This is a genomic window from Aeromonas sp. ASNIH8, assembly GCF_002919855.1.
GTDB lineage: Bacteria > Pseudomonadota > Gammaproteobacteria > Enterobacterales > Aeromonadaceae > Aeromonas > Aeromonas caviae.
The window spans coordinates 1-22212 of record NZ_PQLN01000034.1 but is presented as its reverse complement, the minus strand read 5'-3'; the positions used below and the strand labels follow the sequence as shown (position 1 = coordinate 22212).

General features: G+C 61.9%; 23 protein-coding genes and 1 rRNA gene. 15 read left to right on the top strand and 9 right to left on the bottom strand.

Going from position 1 to position 22212, the window contains the following annotated elements:
- Positions 1 to 5: 5 nt before the first annotated feature.
- A complete protein-coding gene (locus tag C3418_RS10885) occupies positions 6 to 449 on the bottom strand; it encodes a PTS sugar transporter subunit IIA (RefSeq protein WP_103858482.1) in 444 nt (147 codons plus the stop codon).
- 252 nt (positions 450 to 701) lie between these two features.
- On the opposite strand from C3418_RS10885, the gene C3418_RS10880 reads away from it, so the two are divergent.
- The 3 genes from C3418_RS10880 to C3418_RS10870 all read left to right on the top strand — a co-directional run bounded on the left by C3418_RS10880 (position 702) and on the right by C3418_RS10870 (position 2619).
- Positions 702 to 1724 carry a LacI family DNA-binding transcriptional regulator gene (locus tag C3418_RS10880; RefSeq protein ID WP_039041139.1) on the top strand — a complete coding sequence of 341 codons (1023 nt, stop codon included), beginning with the start codon at positions 702 to 704 and terminating at the stop codon, positions 1722 to 1724.
- 265 nt (positions 1725 to 1989) lie between these two features.
- Positions 1990 to 2112: a hypothetical protein gene (locus tag C3418_RS24700; protein ID WP_010672437.1), complete on the top strand. Its 123-nt coding sequence runs from the start codon at positions 1990 to 1992 to the stop codon at positions 2110 to 2112.
- 162 nt (positions 2113 to 2274) lie between these two features.
- Positions 2275 to 2619, top strand: a complete 345-nt coding sequence (locus C3418_RS10870; RefSeq protein ID WP_103858494.1) for a DUF2799 domain-containing protein — start codon at positions 2275 to 2277, stop codon at positions 2617 to 2619.
- Between the two features lie 57 nt (positions 2620 to 2676).
- Here C3418_RS10870 and C3418_RS10865 read toward each other — a convergent pair whose 3' ends face one another.
- On the bottom strand, positions 2677 to 2847 hold the full coding sequence (locus C3418_RS10865) for a hypothetical protein (protein WP_010672439.1): 171 nt from the start codon (positions 2845 to 2847) through the stop codon (positions 2677 to 2679).
- Positions 2848 to 2903: 56 nt separating this feature from the next.
- Positions 2904 to 3335: a flagellar basal body-associated FliL family protein gene (locus C3418_RS10860; RefSeq protein WP_010672440.1), complete on the bottom strand. Its 432-nt coding sequence runs from the start codon at positions 3333 to 3335 to the stop codon at positions 2904 to 2906.
- Positions 3336 to 3480: 145 nt separating this feature from the next.
- On the opposite strand from C3418_RS10860, the gene C3418_RS10855 reads away from it, so the two are divergent.
- On the top strand, positions 3481 to 4032 hold the full coding sequence (locus C3418_RS10855) for a chorismate lyase (protein ID WP_103858481.1): 552 nt from the start codon (positions 3481 to 3483) through the stop codon (positions 4030 to 4032).
- Complete coding sequence (gene ubiA / locus C3418_RS10850; protein ID WP_010672442.1) at positions 4029 to 4892, top strand: 4-hydroxybenzoate octaprenyltransferase; 864 nt, start codon at positions 4029 to 4031, stop codon at positions 4890 to 4892. The genes C3418_RS10855 and ubiA overlap by 4 nt, the downstream gene beginning before the upstream one ends.
- Before the next feature lie 63 nt (positions 4893 to 4955).
- On the opposite strand, the gene plsB is transcribed toward ubiA, so the two are convergent.
- Entirely contained in the window at positions 4956 to 7379 is a 2424-nt protein-coding gene (gene plsB, locus C3418_RS10845; protein ID WP_103858480.1) for a glycerol-3-phosphate 1-O-acyltransferase PlsB, read from the bottom strand.
- Between the two features lie 204 nt (positions 7380 to 7583).
- On the opposite strand from plsB, the gene lexA reads away from it, so the two are divergent.
- From lexA to C3418_RS10825, 4 genes are all read left to right on the top strand, one after another.
- Complete coding sequence (gene lexA, locus C3418_RS10840) at positions 7584 to 8210, top strand: transcriptional repressor LexA (RefSeq protein WP_010672444.1); 627 nt, start codon at positions 7584 to 7586, stop codon at positions 8208 to 8210.
- Positions 8211 to 8560: 350 nt separating this feature from the next.
- Positions 8561 to 8851: a hypothetical protein gene (locus C3418_RS10835; protein WP_010672445.1), complete on the top strand. Its 291-nt coding sequence runs from the start codon at positions 8561 to 8563 to the stop codon at positions 8849 to 8851.
- Between the two features lie 190 nt (positions 8852 to 9041).
- A complete protein-coding gene (locus C3418_RS10830; protein ID WP_103858479.1) occupies positions 9042 to 9668 on the top strand; it encodes an SCO family protein in 627 nt (208 codons plus the stop codon).
- Between the two features lie 14 nt (positions 9669 to 9682).
- The gene (locus C3418_RS10825) at positions 9683 to 11053 is read left to right on the top strand and encodes an MATE family efflux transporter (protein WP_103858493.1); all 1371 of its coding nucleotides are present in this window, start codon (positions 9683 to 9685) and stop codon (positions 11051 to 11053) included.
- Between the two features lie 31 nt (positions 11054 to 11084).
- Here C3418_RS10825 and trmL read toward each other — a convergent pair whose 3' ends face one another.
- The 3 genes from trmL to C3418_RS10810 all read right to left on the bottom strand — a co-directional run bounded on the left by trmL (position 11085) and on the right by C3418_RS10810 (position 13667).
- Positions 11085 to 11549 carry a tRNA (uridine(34)/cytosine(34)/5-carboxymethylaminomethyluridine(34)-2'-O)-methyltransferase TrmL gene (trmL, locus tag C3418_RS10820; RefSeq protein ID WP_069784747.1) on the bottom strand — a complete coding sequence of 155 codons (465 nt, stop codon included), beginning with the start codon at positions 11547 to 11549 and terminating at the stop codon, positions 11085 to 11087.
- A 70-nt stretch (positions 11550 to 11619) separates the two neighbouring features.
- Positions 11620 to 12975: an ATP-binding protein gene (locus tag C3418_RS10815; protein WP_039041147.1), complete on the bottom strand. Its 1356-nt coding sequence runs from the start codon at positions 12973 to 12975 to the stop codon at positions 11620 to 11622.
- Complete coding sequence (locus C3418_RS10810; protein ID WP_010672450.1) at positions 12972 to 13667, bottom strand: response regulator; 696 nt, start codon at positions 13665 to 13667, stop codon at positions 12972 to 12974. Before C3418_RS10810 ends, C3418_RS10815 begins: the two co-directional genes overlap by 4 nt.
- 87 nt (positions 13668 to 13754) lie before the next feature.
- On the opposite strand from C3418_RS10810, the gene C3418_RS10805 reads away from it, so the two are divergent.
- The 4 genes from C3418_RS10805 (at position 13755) to C3418_RS24380 (ending at position 17187) form a co-directional block, all read left to right on the top strand.
- Entirely contained in the window at positions 13755 to 14666 is a 912-nt protein-coding gene (locus C3418_RS10805) for a cation diffusion facilitator family transporter (protein WP_043155671.1), read from the top strand.
- A gap of 8 nt (positions 14667 to 14674) precedes the next feature.
- The gene (cysE, locus tag C3418_RS10800) at positions 14675 to 15454 is read left to right on the top strand and encodes a serine O-acetyltransferase (protein ID WP_010672452.1); all 780 of its coding nucleotides are present in this window, start codon (positions 14675 to 14677) and stop codon (positions 15452 to 15454) included.
- Between the two features lie 21 nt (positions 15455 to 15475).
- Positions 15476 to 16756 carry a hypothetical protein gene (locus C3418_RS10795; RefSeq protein ID WP_010672453.1) on the top strand — a complete coding sequence of 427 codons (1281 nt, stop codon included), beginning with the start codon at positions 15476 to 15478 and terminating at the stop codon, positions 16754 to 16756.
- Positions 16757 to 16977: 221 nt separating this feature from the next.
- Complete coding sequence (locus C3418_RS24380; RefSeq protein ID WP_010672454.1) at positions 16978 to 17187, top strand: cell division protein ZapB; 210 nt, start codon at positions 16978 to 16980, stop codon at positions 17185 to 17187.
- Between the two features lie 72 nt (positions 17188 to 17259).
- Here the strand turns inward: C3418_RS24380 and elbB are convergent, their stop codons facing one another.
- Positions 17260 to 17910, bottom strand: coding sequence for an isoprenoid biosynthesis glyoxalase ElbB (elbB, locus tag C3418_RS10785; protein ID WP_048209468.1), 651 nt, complete (start codon positions 17908 to 17910; stop codon positions 17260 to 17262).
- 401 nt (positions 17911 to 18311) lie between these two features.
- Between elbB and polA the strand changes: the two genes are divergently transcribed.
- Positions 18312 to 21065: a DNA polymerase I gene (polA, locus tag C3418_RS10780; protein WP_103858478.1), complete on the top strand. Its 2754-nt coding sequence runs from the start codon at positions 18312 to 18314 to the stop codon at positions 21063 to 21065.
- Positions 21066 to 21148: 83 nt separating this feature from the next.
- Here polA and C3418_RS10775 read toward each other — a convergent pair whose 3' ends face one another.
- Positions 21149 to 21688 (bottom strand): gamma carbonic anhydrase family protein, encoded by a 540-nt coding sequence (locus C3418_RS10775; RefSeq protein ID WP_103858492.1) that lies wholly within the window; start codon positions 21686 to 21688, stop codon positions 21149 to 21151.
- 454 nt (positions 21689 to 22142) lie between these two features.
- On the opposite strand from C3418_RS10775, the gene C3418_RS24505 reads away from it, so the two are divergent.
- Positions 22143 to 22212 (top strand): 16S ribosomal RNA (locus tag C3418_RS24505); the annotation flags it as partial.

Here is a 22212-nt window from a genome sequence, read left to right as displayed (position 1 = left end):
GCCACTCAATAACGCGCCAGGATGCGCAAGATGTCGTCTTTGCTGGTGGCCGCCATGATGGCCGCCACGTCTTCTTCATTCATGAACAGCTCGGCCAGCCGGGCGATGGTCTCCACGTGGGAGTTGCTGTCGCTGGCGGCCAGGGTGACCAGCAGCCGCACCGGGTCGTTGCCCTCGGAGCCGAAGTTGACCCCCTCCTTCAGCACGGTCAGCGCCAGTCCCAACCGGTTGACGCCGTCTTCCGGGCGGGCGTGGGGCATGGCCAGGCCCGGTCCCAGCACGTAGTAGGGGCCGAGCTCCTCGTGGGAGCGATAGAGCGCCGCCACATAGGAGGGCTCTATGGTGCCGTTGGCCAGCAGGGGGGCGGTGGCCAGCTCGATGGCGTGGCGCCAGTCGCGGGCGCCCGCTTCGATGGAAATGACCTCCTCGGTCAGCAATTGGGTCAGCATGGCAGTGTCCGGGCTGGATAGGATGGCGCCAATCTAGCGATCTTGCCTCTTGATAACTGTGAGCTTGATCCCGAAAGTTAGCGCTACCAGATAGCGCTAACATTGATCTGTGATAGCGCTATCATTTCTCTCACAGAAGGGATTCATCCTGCCCCTTATCGGCCTCAAAGAAGGTAAAATCCGGTTTGAGCAAATAGTCAGTGCCCCGCTTTTGCCTTAAAGTGAATGCCCGCATGCCGAGGAAGGGAAAGGATGTCAGAAGCGAAAAAACGCCGCAGCACGGGTCGGGTGACCCTCAACGACGTGGCCCAGTTGGCTGGGGTGGGAGCCATGACGGTGTCGCGCGCTCTGCGCACCCCCGAGCTGGTGTCCGACAAGATGCGAGAGCGCATCGAGGCGGCGGTGGATGAACTCGGCTATATCCCCAATCGGGCGGCGGGGGCGCTGGCTTCCGCCACTTCCCAGACCATAGTGGTCATCGTCCCCAGCCTGGCGGAGCGCGCCTGCGGTGACATGATTGCCGGGCTGCAGCAGACCCTGCTCGCCGAGGGCTACCAGATCATGCTGGGGGATGCCCAGCACCTGAAGCAGCAGGAGGCCAGCCTGCTCAGCAATTTCCTGCAGCACAATCCGGCCGCCGTGGTGTTGTTTGGGGGGGATCCCGGGGAGGTCATCCGGCAGCGCCTGCAGGCGGCCCGCTTGCCGGTGGTGGAGGTGGGAGCCATGGCGCGCCATCCCATCGACATGAACGTCGGGGTCTCCAACTTCGATGCCGGCTACCAGCTGACCCGCCACCTCATCGAGCGCGGCTACCGCAACATCGGCTTTCTCTGTGCCCGCCAGGAGCAGTGGATGCTGCAGCAGCGCATGCAGGGCTGGCAGAAGGCGCTGCTGGACAACTACCTCTCCCCGGACGCCATCATCAACACCTCTGAGCTGCCGAGTTTTAGCACGGGGGCGGCCATGCTGGGGGAGTTTCTGCTGCGCTGGCCCGAACTGGATGCGCTGATCTGCGTCAACGACGAGCTGGCGGCCGGGGTGCTGTTCGAATGCCAGCGCCGCCATCTGAGCGTGCCGGGCAAGCTCGCCATCGCCGGTTTCGACGATCTGGATGTGGCGCGCGCCTGTCATCCTGCGCTGACTTCGGTCAGGATCCCCTATCACCAGATGGGCAGGGAGGCGGCGGAGCTGATCCTGCGCCAACTGGCGGGAGAGGAGGTGGCCGGCATGAGCCTCGCCCTGGATTTTCAATTGCAAAAGCGTCAGAGCACCTGAGGAGCGATGCCACGACAGGGCGAGGCAAGCATGTTCAAGGCGTTGTGACCGAAGACCAGGTCGGTGCCCCGTCGCCCTGCGCGGGAACTGCCAGCCGACGTGTTCGCCCGGTCTGTCACCGGGTTGGAGCAGAGCGTGGATGTCACCGGAGCCATGACTCCAGGTGGCTGGCTGCACCCTGGTGAAGCTCTGATCGGAACCACTGGCGAGCCCCATTATTCTGGATAGACTTTGTAGGCCGGTGCACTATCCAAGGAGAATGAGCATGGGTACGCAGACGCCTGATTTCGATCTCGATGATGACTGGGAGCCGGAATCCTGGGAAGACGAGCTGGAGGAGCTGGATGACGAGAGCTGGCAGGACTATGACCCTCTCGACGATCAGTGACTCCCTGTAACGCCTGAGGGCGGGCCTGGTGCCCGCCCGATTTTTTGTGTGGCGAGGGGGGCAGCCCTTGGTGAGAACGGGGCGGGCTGGTTAGAATGAACTGCTCAAATGACGCTGTACGAGGCAGGCAGCGGCTCAACAACGATTCCAACGACGCCAAGGATGAATATGCGCTCACTCGTCATCATGTTTTGTGCCGCCCTGCTCGGGGGCTGTGTTTCCAACTCCGACGACCCTTGCGAGAAGGTGTGGAGCGACGTGGGAGAGGCGGACGGCAAGCTCGGTTTTGCTGGCCATCGGGTGGCTTTTCACCAGACCCAGTGCGGGGAAAAAGTGGACGTTGCCCTTTGGGAGCTGGGTCGCCAGAAGGGGCTGGCCTGGTATTGCCGACCCGAGCATCTCTATCTGGCAGGACGGTCGGGAGAGGAGTATCGCGGCGTCTGTCCCAACGACGTGCAGGCCCGTCGCCTGTTTGAACAGGGTCGCCATGGCTGGACTGATCAATAAATCAGCCTTCCTCTCTCTTCTGAAATATTGCGTGAACCTCTTCGTGAGAAGAGGTACCTACCCTTCTTTATGCTTCAGCCGCAGCGGCTGGCACAGGTAATCCTTGTCATTGGCGCTGCGGGCACACTTGCCACACACGAATTTGGGTTTGCGCACAATCTTGCGCAGCGTCTTGAGATCGGCGGGGATCTCGTGACGGCGCCACTCACACAGCGTCTTGTGACCCATGACGTCCTCGACAGTGAATGCAACGGGTGAGAGGGGCAGGACCCCTCCCGGTGTGGTTACTGGTACAGGTATTTGGTGAAGATGAGCTCGCGGACCGCCTTCTTGCCCGTCTCCTTGACCAGCAGTTCGTTGACCTTGGCCTCACACTCCTTGCGCAGCTCTTCCCGGTTCACCAGGGACTTGATCTGTGCGCCCGTCTTGCTGCCAATCAGCCGGATGATGGCGTCGCGGATCAGGGGGTCGTGCTGCTCCAGCAACTTGAGGTCGGCGGCGTCCGTGGCCATCAGCTCTACCGTCACCCGTACATAGCCGAGGGTTTTGCCGTCGCCAAGGTAGTTGGTGATGATGTCCGGATCCAGTGCGTGATAGGCGAATCCCGGCTGGACGGCGGAGGAGGCGGGATCGGTGGCCTCTTCCTCATTGGCGAAGGCCTGTGTATTCAAGAGGGTACACCCCAGGGACAGCAGCAGAATTCTGAAGATCTTCATCTGGATGGCTCGGCAGCGACGGATGCCCCATTTTTGATGCTGCCATCGGGGCCGTCAAGCACGGATGTTCTTACAATTCGCCATTGATTTACGGATAATAAACCGGTTTTTAACCTGACAACGGAAATCTCCGGATGGTGAAGCTGTGAAGTCCGAGTTGACTGTTCCCCTCGTCCAGCTCGTCCCGTGGCGGGCGCCTGCAGAGTGCGAACCGCCCGAGGCGCTGCGTCCCTGGTTGCTGGAGACCGATTCCATGACCCGGCGCCTGCGTCGTTACAATCATCACCTCTCGGTGCAACTGCTCGGCAATCGCGCCGTGTCGCTGACGGTGGACGAGCAGGCGCTGGTGGCGGTGTCGGCCCCCGTGGGCATGTGCCGCGAGGTGATCCTGCACGGTGATGGCGGGCCTGCCATCCTGGGTTGGACCCTGTTTGCCGAAGCGGCCTTGCAGGGGGGCGGTTTGCAGGATCTGGGAGAGCAGCCGCTGGGAGAGCGCATTTTCGGTGAGGCACCGGCGCGGCGGGATCACCTGCAACTGGCCTGTTTCGAGATAGCGAGCAATCCCTGGTGTCCGGCCGCCACCGTCTGGGGGCGTCGTTCCTGCCTGTTTCTGGGGCAATGGCCACTGCTGGTCCATGAACTTTTCCTGCCCTCGCTATCGTCTCATTCGTTGCCATCGGATAAGGAGCTGGAGTGAAGCTGTTAACCAAGGAGCGGGGACTGGCCTATGCGCAGTTGGCCCGCATCGACAAGCCCATCGGTACCCTGCTGCTGCTGTGGCCGACCCTGTGGGCGCTATGTCTGGCGGCTGGTGGCCTGCCTGACCCCTGGATCCTGACCGTGTTCGTGGTGGGCGTTTTTCTGATGCGCTCCGCCGGCTGTGTCATCAATGACTATGCGGATCGCAACTTCGACGGTCATGTGAAACGCACCGCCGGGCGACCGCTGCCCATGGGGCGGGTCGCCGAGCGGGAAGTGCTGGTGCTGTTCGCCGTGCTGGCGCTTCTCTCGTTCGCCCTGGTGCTGACGTTGAACCCACTCACCATCAGCCTGTCCTTTGCCGGTCTGCTGCTGGCGGTCTGCTACCCCTTCATGAAGCGCTTCATCCCCATCCCCCAGCTGGTGCTCGGCATGGCCTTCTCCTGGTCCATTCCCATGGCCTACGCGGCTCAGGCCAATGCCCTGCCGCCGGAAGCCTGGCTGTTGTTTCTTGCCAACCTGCTGTGGACTATCGCTTATGACACCGAGTACGCCATGGTGGACAGGGATGACGACCTCAAGCTCGGCCTGAAATCGAGCGCCATCCTGTTCGGCCGTCACGACAAGCGGATCATCGGCGCGCTGCAACTGGCGACCCTGCTGATCCTGCTGGGGGTCGGGCAGCTGATGGGGTTGGGGTCAGGTTATTACTGGGGACTGCTGGGGGCGGCGGCGCTGTTCGTCTACCAACAGCGACTGATCCGTGAGCGGCAGCGGGAAGCCTGCTTCCAGGCCTTCCTCAACAACAACTACGTGGGGGCGCTGGTGCTGCTCGGGGTGATGGTTCACTACCTCTAACCCGCCCCCTTCCTTGATGAAAAAAGGCCGCATGATGCGGCCTTTTTATTGGGTGTCGACGCCTCAGAGCCGGTTGCCCGCCTGGATGGTGCGGCGGATCTTGTTGCTAAGCAGCGGCACTATGTTGTCGGCCAATGCCTGGAAGCGGCCGAGATCCGGTTTGCAGCCCGGATCCAGATAGCCTTCGCTGCGCAGGGTGTGGATCAGGGTGCTGAACAGCTTCTGGTCGAAGAACTCGGGGGCGTTGATGCCGTGCAGGGTGCCGAGGCGCTCCGCCATCATCAGGCCGTCCGCTTCCAGCTGCTCCGCCTCGATGTGGGGCTGGGCCAGCATGCGGGTCAGCACGATGGCGTAGCGTTGCAGGGTTTCCTGAATGCTTTCGGCCAAGAGCAGCAGGCGCATCTGGTTGCCGGGGTTGACCCAGTAGCCGCCGTCGCGTGCCTCGACCAGTTGCTGGCGTAACAGCTCGGCCAGCAGGGCATCGATCAGTTCAGGCAGCTCCTCCTCTTCATAGCGCAGGAAGAGTTCGGTCTTGAGCAGGGGGTAGATGTCGACACAGCGGGCGACGATCTCGCTGCGGGAGATCCCCTCGCACCGCTCGATCAGAGCCGCCACCAGGGAGGGCATGGCGAACAGGTGCAGTATGTTGTTGCGGTAGTAGGTGAGCAGGATCGCCTGATAGCGGTCCAGGCTGATGATCTGGCCCAACTTGTCCTCGCTCACCTCGAACTTGTTGAGCTCCATCGCCTGCTCCAGCAGGGTCCTGGCGTCCTCGTCCGGCATGGTGCTGTGCGGGCTGTAGGGCACCTGCTTGAGCAGGTCCAGATAGGTGTTGAGCTGGGCCTGGAGTTCGTCCCGGGTCAGGGCGTGGCGCTCGGCGGCCAGCAGGGCCAGGGCACTCAGGGTCAGGCCGTTGACGGCGGCGGCATCGTTGATGCGGGTCATCAGCAGCTCGGCCAATTGGTTGACGGTGGAGGCCATCCATTCGGGACGCTCCTCCTCACCGATGTGATCCTTCCAGCTGGGCACGTGCTCGTTGAGGTAATTGTTGAGGGTCAGCGGCTCACCGAAGTTGACGAAGCCGCGGCCATAGTTGCGCAGCTTGCGCAGGATGCCGAGCACCTGCAGGAAGCTCTCCTTCTCCTTACGGCTCCCCTTGAGTTCGTTGTGGTAGGTGTTCACCTCCATCACGTGCTCGTAGCCGAGGTAGACGGGGACCAGGGTCACCGGCCTGTCCAGCCCGCGCATCATGGCCTGCAGGGTCATCGCCAGCATGCCGGTCTTGGGGGGCAGCAGGCGACCGGTACGCGAACGCCCGCCCTCGGTGAAGAACTCCACCGAGTAGCCCTTGGCAAACAGCAGGTTGAGGTACTCCCGGAATACCGTGCTGTAGAGCGGATTGCCCTTGAAGGTGCGGCGGATGAAGAAGGCGCCGCCGTGGCGGAAGATGGGGCCCGCCGGCCAGAAGTTGAGGTTGATGCCCGCCGCGATGTGGGGCGGCACCATGCCCTGGTGGTAGATGACGTAGGAGAGCAGCAGGTAATCCATGTGGCTGCGATGGCAGGGGACGTAGACGATCTCGTGCCCTTCCTGGGCGAGCTGGCGCACCTGCTCTGCTCCGTTGACCGAGAGGCCGCGATAGAGCTTGTTCCACAGCCAGCCGAGGAAACTCTCCCCGAGGCGGATCAACCGATAGGAGAAATTGGAGGCGATCTCGTCCATGTAGCCGTGGGCACGCTTTTGCGCCTTCTCCAGGCTGATCCCTTCCCGTCTGGCCTCCTCCTCGATGGCCTGCTGGATCACGCTCGAATCCAGCAGTTGCTTGAACAGCAGGTTGCGGTTCGGCAGCTTGGGCCCGGTGGCGGCCAGCTGCTGGCGGCTGAAGTGGGTACGGGCCACCCGCGCCAGCTTGTGGGCGATGGCCTCGTCGGTGCCGTGCTTGTCCGCCATGTAGCGCAGGGAGAGGGGCGGGGAGAAGCGCACCAGGTTCTCGCGCCCTTTCAGGATCACGATCAGCGCCTTCTTCAGGCGGTTTGGCGCCAGGCTGCTGATGATGTTCCAGCCGGAGGCCTCCTCGCCTTCCCGGCCCGGTGCGCGGCCCCAGAACAGGGTGACGGGTACTACCTGGATGTCCAGCGCCGGATCCTGCTTGTGCAGGTCCAGCAACTGGTGGAACTCCTGCAGGAAGGGGAGTGGCTTGTTGCGTGTGCCGAACAGGGGAGGCGGACGATCCAGACAGACGTAGCGTGGCAGCAGTTGACCGTTCAGCTCCAGCGGCGTGAAGGGGCCGGGCAGGCCGAGATCCTCGCAGCACTGTTGCAGGGTCATCAGGTCGGTGATCGAGCTGGTCTTCAGGGCATAGACGATGGGTCTGGCCGGATCCAGCTTGAGCTCGGTGATGGGGTTTTCCGGCAGGCTCTTGTGATTGACCAAGCCGCTGACCGGCCATTGCAGGATGGCTCTGGAAATCTTCTGTCCAAGGGACATGTGCGTCTGCTCTCCAAAAAAATGCGGCGTGAGCATAGCAAATCACCGACTGCTTGTCGCCGAGAGGTACGATGAGTCGGTACTTCAGAGCGGGGGGAGGGGCAAATGTGCGTCGGGTCGCGACAAATGCCAGTTGCGCCTTGCCTTGGCCCCAGCACTGTATATACTGCCAGTGTGCTGTATAAAAAGACAGGTGCCCATGCTATGAAACCCCTTACCCCTCGCCAGGCTGAAGTACTCGAGCTCATCAAGGCGAACATGAACGAGACCGGCATGCCGCCGACTCGCGCCGAGATTGCCCAGAAGCTTGGCTTCAAGTCGGCCAACGCGGCCGAAGAACATCTGAAGGCCCTGGCCAAAAAAGGGGTCATCGAGATCATGCCGGGCACGTCCCGCGGCATTCGTCTACTGCTCGAAGAAGAGGACGTGCAGCCTGAAGAAAACGGCCTGCCACTGATCGGCAAGGTGGCGGCCGGGGAACCCATCCTGGCTCAGGAACACATCGAGAGCCACTACCAGGTGGATCCCGCCCTGTTCCACCCGCGGGCAGACTTCCTGCTGCGGGTGCAGGGCATGAGCATGAAGAACATCGGCATCATGGACGGGGACCTGCTGGCGGTACACAAGACCCAGGAGGTACGCAACGGCCAGGTCGTTGTGGCACGGCTCGACGAGGACGTCACCGTCAAGCGCTTCCAGCGCAAGGGCAGCCAGGTGTGGCTGCTGCCGGAAAACGAAGAGCTCTCCCCCATCGAGGTGGATCTCGCCAGTCAGCACCTCACCATAGAGGGCCTGGCGGTCGGCGTGATCCGCAACGCCGACTGGATGTAAGCATCCGATGCGATGAAGAGGCCTCCTGCGGGAGGCCTCTTCATTTTCATCTGCCGATGGCATCTCCCTCCCCACCTTTTCGCTTCTCCTTCCTGTGCACATAGTCTCGCCGCACGACATGCATTTCGGATATATCCTTTGATAAGGCCCCTGTCATGGTCGGTGATCAGGGAAGGGGGAGTCGCACCGGGCAGTACGCCATGGCAGGGATGCATGATCGCCGGGTCGGTGCGCAGAAGGGAGAGTCACCTCAGACTGGGGACTCGTACAGTCAGTACGCTGCCGTGGTTGGTTCGTCGTTGGGGACAAAGAGACCCGTCAGCGTGACCTGTTGAGCAAGGAGGACAGGTATGGCTTCAAGCTCGCCGTGGGATCCGGTGCCGGCCGCAGCGCCCGCATCTTCCATCACCCGATTCATCAAGGGCAGTCGGATGACATGGTTCTATGCGCTCTGGGTCTATCACAAGGGAGATGGTTGGACCATCTGGCTTGGGTGCCCCAAAGACAAGATTGTCCGCCTGGTTCGTCTGTTTCGCCGTCATCACGACATCGGATTGCCGGATGAGCCCTGGACTGCCCCCGTCATCCCGCTGCGCGTCCCCCTGAGACGTGCCCAGCCGCAGCACAGGCTGCGGCCCTGATCCCTCTCCTGTACAAACAAGAGCCCCGCCAGAGCGGGGCTCTTGTTTTGGCGCCGATGCGGCTTATCCATGGCACAGACGCTTTCCCGCCGGGATGCAAGACTAGCCATCGGCGGGGGCAGGCGGGTTACAATGACCCCTACCGGTTTTGCCCCCCTGGGCTTCTAACATAAGCAAGGCTTTGTTTTATATGGTTAAACCACGCTTTTACCTGCTGCTGTTGCTGTTCATCGGCGCCATTGCGGCGGCTTATTACTGGAGTCAGCCCGCGGTGCCGGAACAGGCCGATTACTACCCGGCGGGGCGAGACATCAACCCGTTTACCCTCACGGATGCGGATGCACAGCCCTTTACCCCTGCCAACCTGACGGGACACTGGAGCTTTTTGTTCATCGGCTACACCTACTGCCCGGATGTCTGTCCGACCACGCTGGCGGATCTGCGCAGCGTCTATCCGGCGTTGAAGAAGATAGCCCCCACTAGCCAGGTGGTATTCATCTCGGCGGATCCCCAGCGGGATGACAGCGCCCGCCTGAAGAGCTATACCGCCTTCTTCGAGCCCGAGTTCAAGGCGGCGACAGCACCTCACAGTGCCCTCTTTCCTCTGGTCCGCAATCTGGGGCTGGTCTATTCCATCGTGGAAGGGGATCGCAAGGACTACCTGATCGACCACTCCGCCTCCATCGTGCTGATCAACCCCGAGGGGAAGCTGGTGGCCACCTTCCGACCCAAAGTGGCACCGGGTGAGGTGCCCCACGTGGACATGCAGACCATGGTGGCCGACTTCGCGCGCATCGTGCGGCTGGCTGGCGAGTGATCCCGGCGCGCACCATGCTGATTCCCGCCTGGTTGAAGGATCCTCGCCGCCACCGAGCCGTCTTCGCCCTGGCCCTGCCCATGGTGTTCTCCAACGTCACCACGCCCTTGCTGGGGTTGGTGGACACCTGGGTGATCGGTCATCTTGGCCAGGCCTGGTTTCTCGGCGGCGTGTCGGTCGGTGCGACCTTCATCAATCTGCTGTTCTGGCTGCTTGGCTTCCTGCGCATGTCCACCACAGGGCTGACTGCCCAGGCTCAGGGTGCAGCCCATGCCGAAGGGCAGCTCGACACCCTGGCGCGGGCCCTGGGCTTGGCGATCGGACTGGGCATGGCGCTGTTGCTCCTGTTGCTGCCGTTCCTGCCTGCCATCATCGCCCTCGGCGGCGGCTCTTCCGAGGTACAGACCTATGCCGGTCAATATGTGTCGGTGCGGGTCTGGAGCGCCCCGGCGGCCTTGTGCAATCTGGTCATCATGGGGTGGTTGCTGGGCATGCAGGATGCACGCAGCCCCATGCTGCTGCTGATCCTGGGCAATCTCGTCAACATGGTGCTGGATGCCTGGTTCGTGCTGGGATTGGGCTGGCAGGTGAAAGGGGTGGCCGCAGCTTCCCTGCTGGCGGATTACAGCACGCTCGGGGTGGGGGTCTGGCTGGTGAGCCGGCATCTGCGCCGACTTGATCCCGGGGTGTGGCACAACGCCTGGCAGCGCTGGCGCCAGTGGCCGGCCCTGCTGCGGCTGCTCGCCCTGAACCGGGATATTTTCATCCGCTCCCTCTGCCTGCAACTCTGCTTCGTGTTCATGACTCTGCAGGGGGCCAGGCTGGGGGATGTGGCGGTGGCCGCCAATGCGGTGCTGCTCAATTTCCTGATGCTGATTTCCTACGGGCTGGATGGATTTGCCTATGCGGTGGAAGCCATGGTAGGGCGCGCCATCGGGCGGCGCGATCGGCCGCTGCTGCGGGAGGCCATCGTCCTCAATCTGGGCTGGGCGCTGCTGATCTCCCTGGCATTCACCCTCTCGTTTGCCCTGGGGGGCCACTGGCTCATCCGCCACATTACCGACATACCGGCGGTGATCGCCGAGGCGCAACGTCAGCTCCCCTGGCTGGTGGCCATGCCGCTGCTGGCGGTCTGGTGCTTCCTGCTGGACGGGGTCTTTATCGGCGCCACCCGGGCCCGGGAAATGCGCAACAGCATGCTGGTGGCGGTGTTTGCCGGCTTCTTTCCCATCTGGTGGCTCTGCCAGGGATGGGGTGTGGCGGCCCTGTGGGCCGCCATGAGTGCCCTGATGGCCGGTCGTGGCCTGACGCTGGGCTGGCTCTGCTGGCGACTGGAGCGTGATGGACGGCTGCTGGCGGGGCAGGGGACGGCGCAGTCAGTCTGAATCCTGGCCGCCTTGCCAATATCGTCAGCGGTCAGAGCGAGCCTGAATAGTCGAACTGTCGCCAGCTCTCGTAGACGAACACCGCGACGGCGTTGGCCAGATTCATGCTGCGGCTCTGGGGCAGCATGGGAATGCGCAGCCGCTGCTCGAATGGCAGGCCCTCGATGATCTCCATAGGCAGGCCTCGGCTCTCGGGCCCGAACAGCAGGGCGTCACCGGGGGCAAACCGGGCCGCCGAGTGGGCGGTGCGTCCCTTGGTGGTGCAGGCAAAGACCCGTTGGGGGGCGACGGCCGCCAGAAACGCCTCATAGTCAGGCCAGCGCTTGACGTCGGCAAACTCGTGATAGTCGAGCCCGGCCCGCTTGACCCGCTTGTCATCCCACTCGAACCCCAGGGGCTCTATCAGGTGCAACCGGTAGCCGGTATTGGCGCAGAGGCGAATGATGTTGCCGGTGTTGGGGGGGATTTCCGGTTGGTAGAGCACGATATCGAGCATGGAAGGATCCTGGGCTGGTGCGAAACGGGCGCCAGCATACCCAGCACCCGTGCCGATGAAAAGGGGGAGGTCAGGGCATGGGCAGACGGATGGTGATGACCAGTCCGGTCGGCTGATTGCTGCTGGCCCGGATGGTCCCCCCATGACGCTGGATCGCCTCGGCGGCGATGGCAAGGCCGAGACCAGTGCCCCCGGTCTTGGCGTTGCGGGCATCGTCCACCCGAAAGAAGGGCAGGAACAACCGGGGCTGCTGCTCCACCGGCACGCCAGGGCCGTCATCCCGTATGGTCATCACCCATTCCCGTCCCTCCCGGTACCAGTCCACCTTGATGAACTCGCGGGCATACTTGAGGGCGTTGCGCAGGGGATTTTCCAGGGCGCGCGCCAGCAGCTCCGGCCACATGGTGAGGGATTCGGCGGGCAGGGAAGGGAGCCTGAGCTGTTTGCCGTTCTGGTTTGCCTCGAACATGGCATCGTCCAGGATGGGCTCCAGCAGCTCCGCCAGGGGCAGCGTCACCGGCGCTTCCACATGTTGCTGCACCCGCGACAGATCCAGCAGATCCCCAATCAGCTTGTCGAGCCGGGCTATCTCCCCTTCGATGCGCGCCAGCTCGGCGCTGTCCCCCTGCTTGCGGCGGATCAGCGCCTGTGCGAGCTGGATGCGGGTCAGGGGGCTGCGCAGCTCGTGGGAGATGTCGGAGAGCAGCTGCTTCTGCTTCTGGATCATGTCCTTGAGGGTATCGACCATGCGACTGACATGTTCGGCCAGCTGGCCTATCTCGTCGCGCCGCCCCAGGTTGGGGATCTGTATTTCCAGGTTGCCCTGGGCGAGTTGGGAGACCGACTGCTGCAACTGCAGTATGGGGCGGGTCAGGCGCCAGGCGAGCAACAGACAGAGCGGGGTGCTGACCAGCATGGCGATGCCCAGGATCTGGATGGGGTGATCCAGGATCTGGATGAAGAGGAACAGGTAGGAGTTTTCGACGTTCAGACCGAAATAGACGTGATAGGTCTGGCCGTGATGGACCATCTGGAAGGGGCCGGCGATGGCGCGCTGGTGTTCGCTGCCCAGCATGGGCTTGGCCGGGTTGTCCGAGTCGAGCATGAAACGGATCACGAACTTGCTCAGCCGGGTGCTGGACTGCATCTGCCCCTTGGCATCGCGTAGATAGATGTTGTCCACCGGCAAGAGGCCCGCGGCATCGATGGCCTTGGCCAGATCGAAATCCTGCTCGGGATCCGCGCCCCGTTGCAACGCCGCCAGGTTGTTGTTGAGACGGGTGATCTCGTGGGCCGGCAGCGGGATGATGTTGCGGGGGTCCAGGGTGGGGAGGATCACCACCGCGGCCACGACCAGCAGCAGGATGAACCAGAACCAGAGGAAGATCTGGGTGGACAGGCCGTTGAAGGTGCGGGCCGATTTCATGCCTGCTCCAGCCACAGGTAGCCTCGTCCCCGCACCGTCTTGAAGCGGGGCTGGCCGTCAGCCCGCTCCGGCAGCTTCTTGCGCAGGTTGCTCAGGTGCATGTCGATGGCCCGATCGAAGGGTTCGAGCTTCTTGCCCAGCACCTGCTCGGAGAGCAGGCCCTTGCTGACGATCTGGCCCGGATTGCGCAGCAGGCACTCCAGCAGGCCGAACTCGGTGGCGGTGAGTTCCAGCAACTGATCGTCGCAGCGAGCCTGTTGCAGGCCGGGCTGCAGCACCAGATCCATGAAGCGCACCTCTTCCGAGCTGCCGCCGCGCTGGGGAGCCTGGCTCTGGGTTCGACGCAGGATGGCGCGCACCCGGGCCAGCAGCTCCCTGTCGTCGAACGGCTTGGCGAGATAGTCGTCGGCACCGGCCTCCAGCCCGTTGACCCGATCCTGGCTGTCGCCACGGGCGGTCAGCATCAACACCGGGGTGTCGTGGGTCTTGCGCAGCCGGGTCAGCATCGCGAAACCGTTGAGTCTGGGCATCATGACGTCCAGCAGCACCAGGTCGAATGCCTGTTCTGCCAGTCGCTGCAATCCCTCTTCCCCATCCTCGGCGACGGTGACCTCAAACCCCTCCAGGGTCAGGATTTCGGTGAGCAGCTGGGTCAGTTCGAGATCGTCGTCGACCAGGAGTATTTTGTTCATCTGGGAGTCACTCTGTTGATTTTGCACGCCAAACTGACGTCCGGGTCAGGGTATAATAAGTTTTTACGCGTCGGAGGAAAGCCGGTTTTGAGCCACCAACACTATTCCCGCTGGGTCACCCTGGCCAGCATGGCCGCTGTGACCACCGCCACCCTGCTCATCCTGGGCAAACTGATCGCCTGGCTGATGACGGATTCATCCAGCCTGCTGGCATCCCTGACCGATTCCTTCATGGACATCAGCGCCTCTCTCATCAATCTGCTGGCCATCCGTTATGCGCTGGCCCCTGCCGACGAAGAGCATCGCTTCGGCCACGGCAAGGCGGAGTCCCTGGCGGGTCTGGTGCAGTCGGCCTTCATCTCGGGGTCCGCCTTGCTGTTGGTGATGCACGGCATCTCGTCGATGCTGAATCAGGTGCCCGTGGTGCGCCTGGAGGCCGGGATCTGGGTCAGCGTCGGCTCCATCGTGCTGACCCTGCTGCTGGTGAGCTTCCAGGGCTTTGTCATCCGCAAGACCAACAGTGTGGCCATCAAGGCCGACATGCTGCACTACCGTTCCGACCTGCTGCTCAATGGCGGCGTGCTGGTGGCACTGGTGCTGGCGGGGCAGGGGTGGTACTGGGCCGACGGCCTGTTTGCCATTCTGATCGGTCTGTTCCTGGTGTGGGGGGCTGTCCATATCGGCTACGAATCGGTGCAGGCCCTGCTCGATCGTCAGTTGCCAGAGGAGGAACAAGCGAGAATAATGGCCCTCTGCTGTGCCGTAGAGGGGGTGCATGGCGTACATGACCTGCGTACCCGCCAATCCGGGCCGACTCGTTTCGTGCAGTTGCATCTGGAACTCGATGATCAACTGCCTCTGGTCAGGGCTCATCAGATAGCCGACGAGGCTGAACTGGCCGTCCGCCAGGCCTTCGAGCGGATGGATGTGATCATTCACATGGACCCCATCTCGGTGCTGACAAAAGAACGACAAAGCACTCACCCTGAACAACAGTAGGCTGCAACATGGATGATCTGGTTGCCAGAACCTGGCAAAAAATTCAGCAGGAAGCGCAGAGCATGGCGGCCCAGGAGCCCATGCTGGCCAGCTTCTTTCATTCCACCATTCTCAATCACCGGGATTTGCGCTCGGCGCTGAGCTTCCAGCTCGCCAACAAGCTCGACAGCACCACCATGCCTGCCATCGCCTTGCGGGAAGTGATCGAGCTGGCCCTGCGCAGCGAGCCCGAGCTGCTGGCTGCAGTGGCCGCCGACATCTGCGCGGTGCAGGATCGCGACCCGGCGGTCGACCTCTTCTCCACCCCGCTGCTCTACCTCAAGGGATTCCATGCTCTTCAGGGGTATCGGGTGGCCAACTGGCTGTGGCGTCAGGGACGCCGTGCCCTGGCGCTCTATCTGCAAAACCAGATCTCCGTGGTGTTCGGCGTGGATGTACACCCGGCCGCCCGCATCGGCAAGGGCATCATGTTTGACCATGCCACCGGTATCGTGGTCGGCGAAACCGCCGTCATCGAGAACGACGTCTCCATCCTTCAGAGTGTGACTCTGGGGGGGACCGGCAAGGAGAGTGGCGATCGTCACCCCAAAATCCGGGAAGGGGTGATGATAGGGGCGGGGGCCAAGGTGCTCGGCAACATCGAGGTGGGCGTCGGCGCCAAGATCGGTGCCGGCAGCGTGGTGATCAACCCGGTGCCGCCTCACACAACGGTCGCTGGCGTGCCTGCCAGGATTGTGGGCCGCCCCGAGTGCGACAAACCTTCCCTGGACATGGATCAGTGCCTCTGATCCCCTGACCGAGGCCGTTGTATGGTCAAGCGCTGGTCAGGCTTTCTGATCCTGGGGATGTGGCTGCTCAACCTGCTGCACCTTTATCTGGACTTCTCCCCCTGGCCCGCCGCCATCGCGGCCTGGGCCGCCTCCCTGCTCACCTGGCCCTGGCTGGTGGGTGCCGCACGGCGCCAGGCGCTGGCCCTCTACGGCGCGGCGCTCCTGCTGCTGCTCTTTTCCTGGTGGCGGGGGGCCAGCCTCAGCCCCGGTGACTGGCTCTTGCCGAACATCAACATGCTGACCATGTTTGCCGCAGTGAGCACCCTCAATCTGGCTACCTCCGGCCTCTTGACCGGCACCGCCTCCTGGTCCGGTCGCAAGGGGCTGTGGAGCACCATGGCCAGCCTCAATCTGCTGGGGGCCGTCATCAATCTTTCGGTGCTCTTCATCATCGGCGATCGGCTGGAGCGCAACGGGACGCTGGAGCGGCGTCAGGTCATGGTGCTGAGCCGGATCTTCTGTGCGGCTGCGTTTTGGTCCCCCTTCTTCGTCGCCATGGCGGTGGCCCTCACCTATGCACCGGGTCTGCAACTGGGCAGCATACTGCCTTTTGGCATACTGGCGGCCTTGCTGGCCATGGGGCTGACGGCCTGGCAGGTAGAGCGACTCGGCGTGGAGACCTTTGAAGGTTATCCGCTGCGGCTCCAGACCCTGGGGCTACCGGTGACCCTGGCACTGCTGGTGCTGGTGATCCACCGTTTCTGGCCCGGACTCAGCATTCTGGCGGTGATCGCCCTGGTGGCGCCCTTGCTGGCGTTGCTGTTCATGCCGCAAGCGGGGCGAGGGGCTGCTCTCAAGCGTCAGGTGGTGGAGCGCTTCCCGGCGATCGGTGGCCAGCTTGTGCTGTTTCTGGGGGCCGGCCTGCTGGCGGCTGGCATCAACAGCGCGCTGTCAGTACTGGACTTTGGCAGTGGCCACGGCCTGCCGCTGTTCAACCACTTCGGCTGGCTGGAAGCCTGCCTGACCCTGCTGCTGATCTTCCTGGTGGCCATAGTGGGTGTGCATCCTCTCATCAGCATCTCGGGGGTGGCGCCGCTGCTCTGGCCGCTGGCACCGGATCCCAGCCTGCTTGGCATGTGCTTCCTCATGGGGTGGGGTCTGGCGACCGGGACGAGCCCGCTCTCCGGCTCCAATCTGGCGCTGGCGTCCCGCTACAACCTGAGCGCCGGGCTGCTGCTGCGCTGGAACCTGCTCTACGGCCTGTTGATGTACGCCGTGGCCTGTCTGATGATGGGGGGCTTCATCGCCTTGCATGGCTGATGGTGGCATCGGCAGGAGTGCGGGTTATGCCACGGCGGACGCCCGGGATCGAGGTTCCTGCTGCCTGCGAGAAAAACCGACGCATATTTAAGCAATACCGGGCCGCAGGGCGCATTTTGCAACGTGCTGGCTTGTTTGTGCCGAGCGCATCAGGGTATGCTGGCTCCACGCGCTTGAATCGCCCTCTGTGGGGCATCGCAATTGAACATACAGGTATGCATATGTCACTAGAAGTCCTTGAGCAACTCGAATCCAAAGTACAATCCGCCGTCGACAACATCTCCTTGCTGAAGATGGAGCTGGACGAGCTGAAAGAGCAGAACAGCAAGCTGCAAGACGAAAACCACCAACTGCGCAACGAGCACGTTGCCTGGCAAGAGCGTCTGCGTGCCCTGCTGGGCAAGATGGACCAGATGGGCGATGCCATCTGATCTCGTCTAGACTGACCGGAATGAAAGCGGGCCGCTCCTTGAGCGGCCCGCTTGTTTTGGTCTGCCGGGCAATCAGAGTGCCAGCAGCTGTTTGACGGTCTTCTCGATGCCGTCCGCCGCCTCCACAATATTGTTGGCCAGCATGTAGGCAGGGGTGGAGATGACCTTGCGCTCCTGATCCACCACGAATTCGCTCACCGGGCAGTCGAGATGACTGCCACCCATGGCTTCGATGGCGTTGGCGGCGCCCTCGTCGTTGCCAATGGTGGCCAGGGTGCCTGCCCCATAGATGAGCGGGATCATGGCCGGTGCGATACAGATGTAGGCGGCCGGTTTGCCTGCTCTGGCAAAGCTCTGGCAGGCCTTCAGCACATCCGGCTGGATGCGGCATTCTGCGCCCTTGATGGCGAAGTCACACAGGTTCTTGGCGGCGCCGAAGCCGCCCGGCACCAGCAGGGCGTCGAAGTCAGCTGCATCCAGTTCAGCCACATCCCTGATCTGGCCGCGGCAGATGCGGGCCGCCTCGACCAGCACGTTGCGGCTCTCTCCCTCGTTGACCTCGCCGGTCAGGTGATTGATGACATGAAGCTGAGGGACATTGGGGGCGAAGCATTGAACGGATGCTCCCTGACGGGCCAGCGCCAGCAGGCTGATGACGGCCTCGTGGATTTCGGCGCCGTCAAACACGCCACAACCACTCAAGATCACGGCCACTTTTTTCATGACAGACTCCTCGTTGTTGAAAATGTGAGCCAGGGTAGATTGTTGTACTTTTGTATGGTTATCGTTCGACCTCCGCTGGTCAAGTCATCTCCCTGTGCTAGGATTGTTTCGTTTTGGATCCTGCCTCAGTACCCCCCTTGAATTTTTTTCCACATTGATCGAGATCATGATGAGTGTGTCATGTTGAGTTTTCATGTTCTCAACACAATGTTTTAAAATATATTTTTTGTTTTAATCCACAGCTTTGTCACGGCAGTGATGCAATGGTGCCATTTTTGAGCACAGAGTTATCCACAGCAATATGCCCCACCGGTGCGCCGGGGTGATGGTGGGAGTCCCCTTGGTGTGGTGCGGGCCCTGTGGCATCCTAGCGGCTGTTTATTCTTGGCAGGACGATTTTCATGGCCTCTAGCAATCCTCTTATTCTGGTCGACGGCTCTTCATATCTTTACCGCGCCTTCTTTGCCTCGCAGCAGGCCGATCTGCGCACCTCGACCGGCTTGCCGAGCGGCGCCGTCCGTGTCATGGCCAACATGATGCGCAGCCTTCGCAAGCAGTACCCTGACTGCCACGTGGCCGTGGTGTTCGACGCCAAGGGCAAGACCTTCCGTGACGACATCTATCCCGAATACAAGGCAACACGCGCCAGCATGCCGGACGATCTGCGCAGCCAGGTCGCCCCTATTCACCAGATGATCAAGGCAATGGGTTTCCCCTTCCTGATGGTCGAAGGGGTGGAGGCTGACGACGTGATCGGCACCCTGGCCCGTCAGGCGACCGAGAAACAGCTGCCTGTGCTCATCAGCACCGGCGACAAGGACATGGCGCAGCTGGTCTCCGACCATGTCACCCTGATCGACACCATGAAAGATGTGAAGACCGATCGGGAAGGGGTGATCGAGAAGTTCGGCGTACCGCCCGAGCTCATCATCGACTACCTGGCGCTGATGGGGGACAAGGTGGACAACATTCCCGGCATGACCGGCGTCGGCGAGAAGACCGCGCTGGCCCTGCTGCAGGGGATCGGCAGCATCGACGAGATCGCCGCCAACCTCGACAAGGTGGCTACGCTCGGCTTCCGTGGCTCCAAGGCGTTCGCCGACAAGTTCCGCGAGCAGGAAGAGCAGGTGCGCCTCTCCTACGTGCTGGCCACCATCAAGACCGATGTGGCGCTGGAGCAGAGCCTGGAAGAGCTGCAGCTCGGCCCCATCGACAAGGAGGCTCTGCTGGCGGTCTATCGCGAGTACGAGCTGCGCAACCTGATCAAAGAGTTGGAGTCCGGCGGCGCCGAGGAGAGCGAAGCAGAAGGTGATGAGGAAGGCGCCGCCCCGGCAGCCGCCATCGAAACCGACTATCGCTGCATTCTGGATGAGGCCGAATTCGACGAGTGGCTGGCACGGTTGCAGGCGGCGCCGCTGTTTGCCTTCGACACCGAGACCACCAGTCTCGACTATATGGAAGCGCGCGTCGTTGGCGTCTCCTTTGCTATCGAACCGGGCAAGGCGGCCTACGTGCCCTTCGGCCACGACTATCTGGGGGCGCCGGTGCAGCTGACCGAGGCCGTGGTACTCGGCAAGCTCAAACCGCTGCTGGAAGATCCGGCCCGTCTCAAGGTGGGGCAGAACCTCAAGTACGACCGCAATGTGCTGCTCAACCACGGCATCGAGCTGCAGGGTATCGCCTACGACACCATGCTCGAATCCTATGTGCTCAACTCTACCGCCAGCCGCCACGACATGGATTCCCTGGCCCGCAGGTATCTGAACGTCGAGACCATCTCGTTCGAGGACATTGCCGGCAAGGGGGTCAAGCAGCTCACCTTCAACCAGATCGAACTGGAGCAGGCGGCTCCTTACGCGGCGGAAGATGCCGACATCACCCTGCGTCTGCATCAGGCGCTGTGGGGCAAGCTCTCTGCCGAGCCGGGACTTGCCAAGGTATTCAGAGAGATCGAATTGCCGCTGCTGCCGGTTCTGGCGCGGATGGAGCGACTCGGTACCACCATCGAGCCCAAGCTGCTGCATCAGCAGAGCCAGGAGATCGAAGTGCGTCTGGCAGAGCTGGAGAAGCAGGCCCACGAGCTGGCCGGGCAGGAGTTCAATCTCTCCTCGCCCAAGCAGCTGGGTGAAATCCTCTTCACCAAGCTGGGGCTGCCTATCATCAAAAAGACCCCCAAGGGAGCGCCATCCACTGCGGAAGAGGTGCTGGCCGAGCTGGCGGAGACCTATGAGCTGCCGCAACTGCTGATGGAGCACCGTGGGCTGGCCAAGCTCAAGTCCACCTACACCGACAAGCTGCCGCTGATGATCAAGCCGCAGACCGGGCGGGTGCACACCTCCTATCATCAGGCGGTGGCGGCGACCGGTCGGCTCTCGTCCACCGATCCCAACCTGCAGAACATTCCGGTACGCAACGAACAGGGGCGCCGCATTCGGCAGGCCTTCATTCCGTGCGCCGGTTACAAGCTGGTGGCGGCGGACTACTCCCAGATCGAGCTGCGCATCATGGCCCACCTCTCCGGTGACAAGGGGTTGCTGACCGCCTTCGCCGAGGGCAAGGACATCCACAAGGCGACCGCCGCCGAGGTGTTCGGGGTCGCGCTCGATGCGGTGACCAGCGACATGCGCCGCAGTGCCAAGGCGATCAACTTTGGTCTCATCTATGGCATGAGTGCCTTCGGTCTGGCCAAGCAGCTGGGGATCGGTCGCGCCGAAGCGCAGAAGTACATGGATCTCTACTTCGAACGCTACCCGGGTGTGCTGGAGTACATGGAGCGTACCCGCCAGCAGGCGGACGCCCAGGGCTATGTCGAAACCCTGTTTGGCCGTCGCCTCTATCTGCCGGATATCAAGTCCCGCAACGCCGGTCTGCGCAAGGCGGCCGAACGGGCCGCCATCAACGCACCCATGCAGGGCACCGCTGCCGACATCATCAAGCGCGCCATGATCAACGTGGATGGCTGGATCCGCGGGATTGAAGACGAGTCGATCCGCATGTTGATGCAGGTACACGATGAACTGGTGTTCGAGATCCGCGAAGAGAAGCTGGAAGAGTACATCGCCCTCATCAAGGAGAAGATGTCGGGTGCGGCCGAACTGTATGTGCCGCTGGTGGTGGAAGCGGGCACCGGTGACAACTGGGATCAGGCCCACTGATCCTGCCTGATGGTCACATAGCTATAGCTATATAAGAAGAGAAGCCCGGCATCATGCCGGGCTTCCTGTTTGTGGCTGCAGGGTCAGGCCTCTTGCAGGTATTCATCCTTGAGCAGCACATAGTTGTCGGCCGAGGTCTTCAGGAAGGCGATCTCGGCCGGTTTGAGAGGGCGGGCCTGCTTGACGGGATTGCCCATATAAAGAAAGCCGGCCTCAAGCCGCTTGCCTGGTGGCACCAGGCTGCCCGCCCCGATCATCACATCGTCATCAACGATCACCCCATCCAGCAGGATGGCACCCATGCCGACCAGCACCCGGTCGCCTATGGTGCAACCGTGCAGCATGGCTTTATGACCGACCGTGACATCTTCACCTATCAGCAGCGGATAGCCGCCGGGGTTGCTGGCACTCTTGCGGGTCAGGTGCAGCACTGTGCCGTCCTGGATATTGCTGCGGGCACCGATGCGGATATGGTTGACGTCCCCTCTGGCGGCCACCATGGGCCAGATGCTGGCATCGTCACCCAGCTGGATATCCCCCACCAGGGTGGCGCAGGGATCCACATATACCCGTTTGCCCAGTTGCGGGCATTTTCCCTTGTAAGGTCTTAGTCGCAAGTCCATCTTGGCCTCCTTGTTTTCGGCCATTCTAGCAAGATAACACCGGTTTCTGTGGATAAGTTTGTATAAAAGCTGTGTTTGGATATGAATAACTAAAAAAGTGCCGATTTTTACAATTTTATTGCAGAGGAGGGGTTGCCAGAACGAATTCGCTCCCTATAATGCGCCTCCATCGACAGGGCAAGCGGTAACGCAAACAAAGCGGTCGGTAGCCTCGAAAAGCCTGTGAAAATAAGGCTTGACTCGAGAAGGCGGTTGAGTAGAATGCCACTCCCGCAGCAGCCAAAAGCTGCGTTGCTCTTTAACAATTTGAATCAAGCAATCTGTGTGGGCACTCACAGCATCGAGCATCAAAAACAATTTTTGATATCAATGTCTGATGAAGTGACCAAAGCAACGAAAGTTGCAGCAGTTAATTCAGCAATTCATTGAGCCGCTTTTCGAAGCAACCAAACTTAAATTGAAGAGTTTGATCATGGCTCAGATTGAACGCTGGCGGCAGGCCTAACACATGCAAGTCAAGAGTT

Excerpts from the sequence above, each read along its gene's own strand:
- C3418_RS10880 (WP_039041139.1), top strand. The coding sequence starts at position 702 with ATGTCAGAAGCGAAAAAACGCCGCAGCACGGGTCGGGTGACCCTCAAC.
- C3418_RS10885 (WP_103858482.1), bottom strand. The coding sequence starts at position 449 with ATGCTGACCCAATTGCTGACCGAGGAGGTCATTTCCATCGAAGCGGGC.
- C3418_RS10825 (WP_103858493.1), top strand. The coding sequence starts at position 9,683 with ATGCTGATTCCCGCCTGGTTGAAGGATCCTCGCCGCCACCGAGCCGTC.
- C3418_RS10835 (WP_010672445.1), top strand. The coding sequence starts at position 8,561 with ATGGCTTCAAGCTCGCCGTGGGATCCGGTGCCGGCCGCAGCGCCCGCA.
- C3418_RS10870 (WP_103858494.1), top strand. The coding sequence starts at position 2,275 with ATGAATATGCGCTCACTCGTCATCATGTTTTGTGCCGCCCTGCTCGGG.
- plsB (WP_103858480.1), bottom strand. The coding sequence starts at position 7,379 with ATGTCCCTTGGACAGAAGATTTCCAGAGCCATCCTGCAATGGCCGGTC.
- cysE (WP_010672452.1), top strand. The coding sequence starts at position 14,675 with ATGGATGATCTGGTTGCCAGAACCTGGCAAAAAATTCAGCAGGAAGCG.
- C3418_RS10830 (WP_103858479.1), top strand. The coding sequence starts at position 9,042 with ATGGTTAAACCACGCTTTTACCTGCTGCTGTTGCTGTTCATCGGCGCC.
- C3418_RS10865 (WP_010672439.1), bottom strand. The coding sequence starts at position 2,847 with ATGGGTCACAAGACGCTGTGTGAGTGGCGCCGTCACGAGATCCCCGCC.
- elbB (WP_048209468.1), bottom strand. The coding sequence starts at position 17,910 with ATGAAAAAAGTGGCCGTGATCTTGAGTGGTTGTGGCGTGTTTGACGGC.
- C3418_RS24700 (WP_010672437.1), top strand. The coding sequence starts at position 1,990 with ATGGGTACGCAGACGCCTGATTTCGATCTCGATGATGACTGGGAGCCG.
- C3418_RS10810 (WP_010672450.1), bottom strand. The coding sequence starts at position 13,667 with ATGAACAAAATACTCCTGGTCGACGACGATCTCGAACTGACCCAGCTG.
- polA (WP_103858478.1), top strand. The coding sequence starts at position 18,312 with ATGGCCTCTAGCAATCCTCTTATTCTGGTCGACGGCTCTTCATATCTT.
- C3418_RS10795 (WP_010672453.1), top strand. The coding sequence starts at position 15,476 with ATGGTCAAGCGCTGGTCAGGCTTTCTGATCCTGGGGATGTGGCTGCTC.
- C3418_RS24380 (WP_010672454.1), top strand. The coding sequence starts at position 16,978 with ATGTCACTAGAAGTCCTTGAGCAACTCGAATCCAAAGTACAATCCGCC.
- C3418_RS10775 (WP_103858492.1), bottom strand. The coding sequence starts at position 21,688 with ATGGACTTGCGACTAAGACCTTACAAGGGAAAATGCCCGCAACTGGGC.
- C3418_RS10815 (WP_039041147.1), bottom strand. The coding sequence starts at position 12,975 with ATGAAATCGGCCCGCACCTTCAACGGCCTGTCCACCCAGATCTTCCTC.
- trmL (WP_069784747.1), bottom strand. The coding sequence starts at position 11,549 with ATGCTCGATATCGTGCTCTACCAACCGGAAATCCCCCCCAACACCGGC.
- C3418_RS10860 (WP_010672440.1), bottom strand. The coding sequence starts at position 3,335 with ATGAAGATCTTCAGAATTCTGCTGCTGTCCCTGGGGTGTACCCTCTTG.
- lexA (WP_010672444.1), top strand. The coding sequence starts at position 7,584 with ATGAAACCCCTTACCCCTCGCCAGGCTGAAGTACTCGAGCTCATCAAG.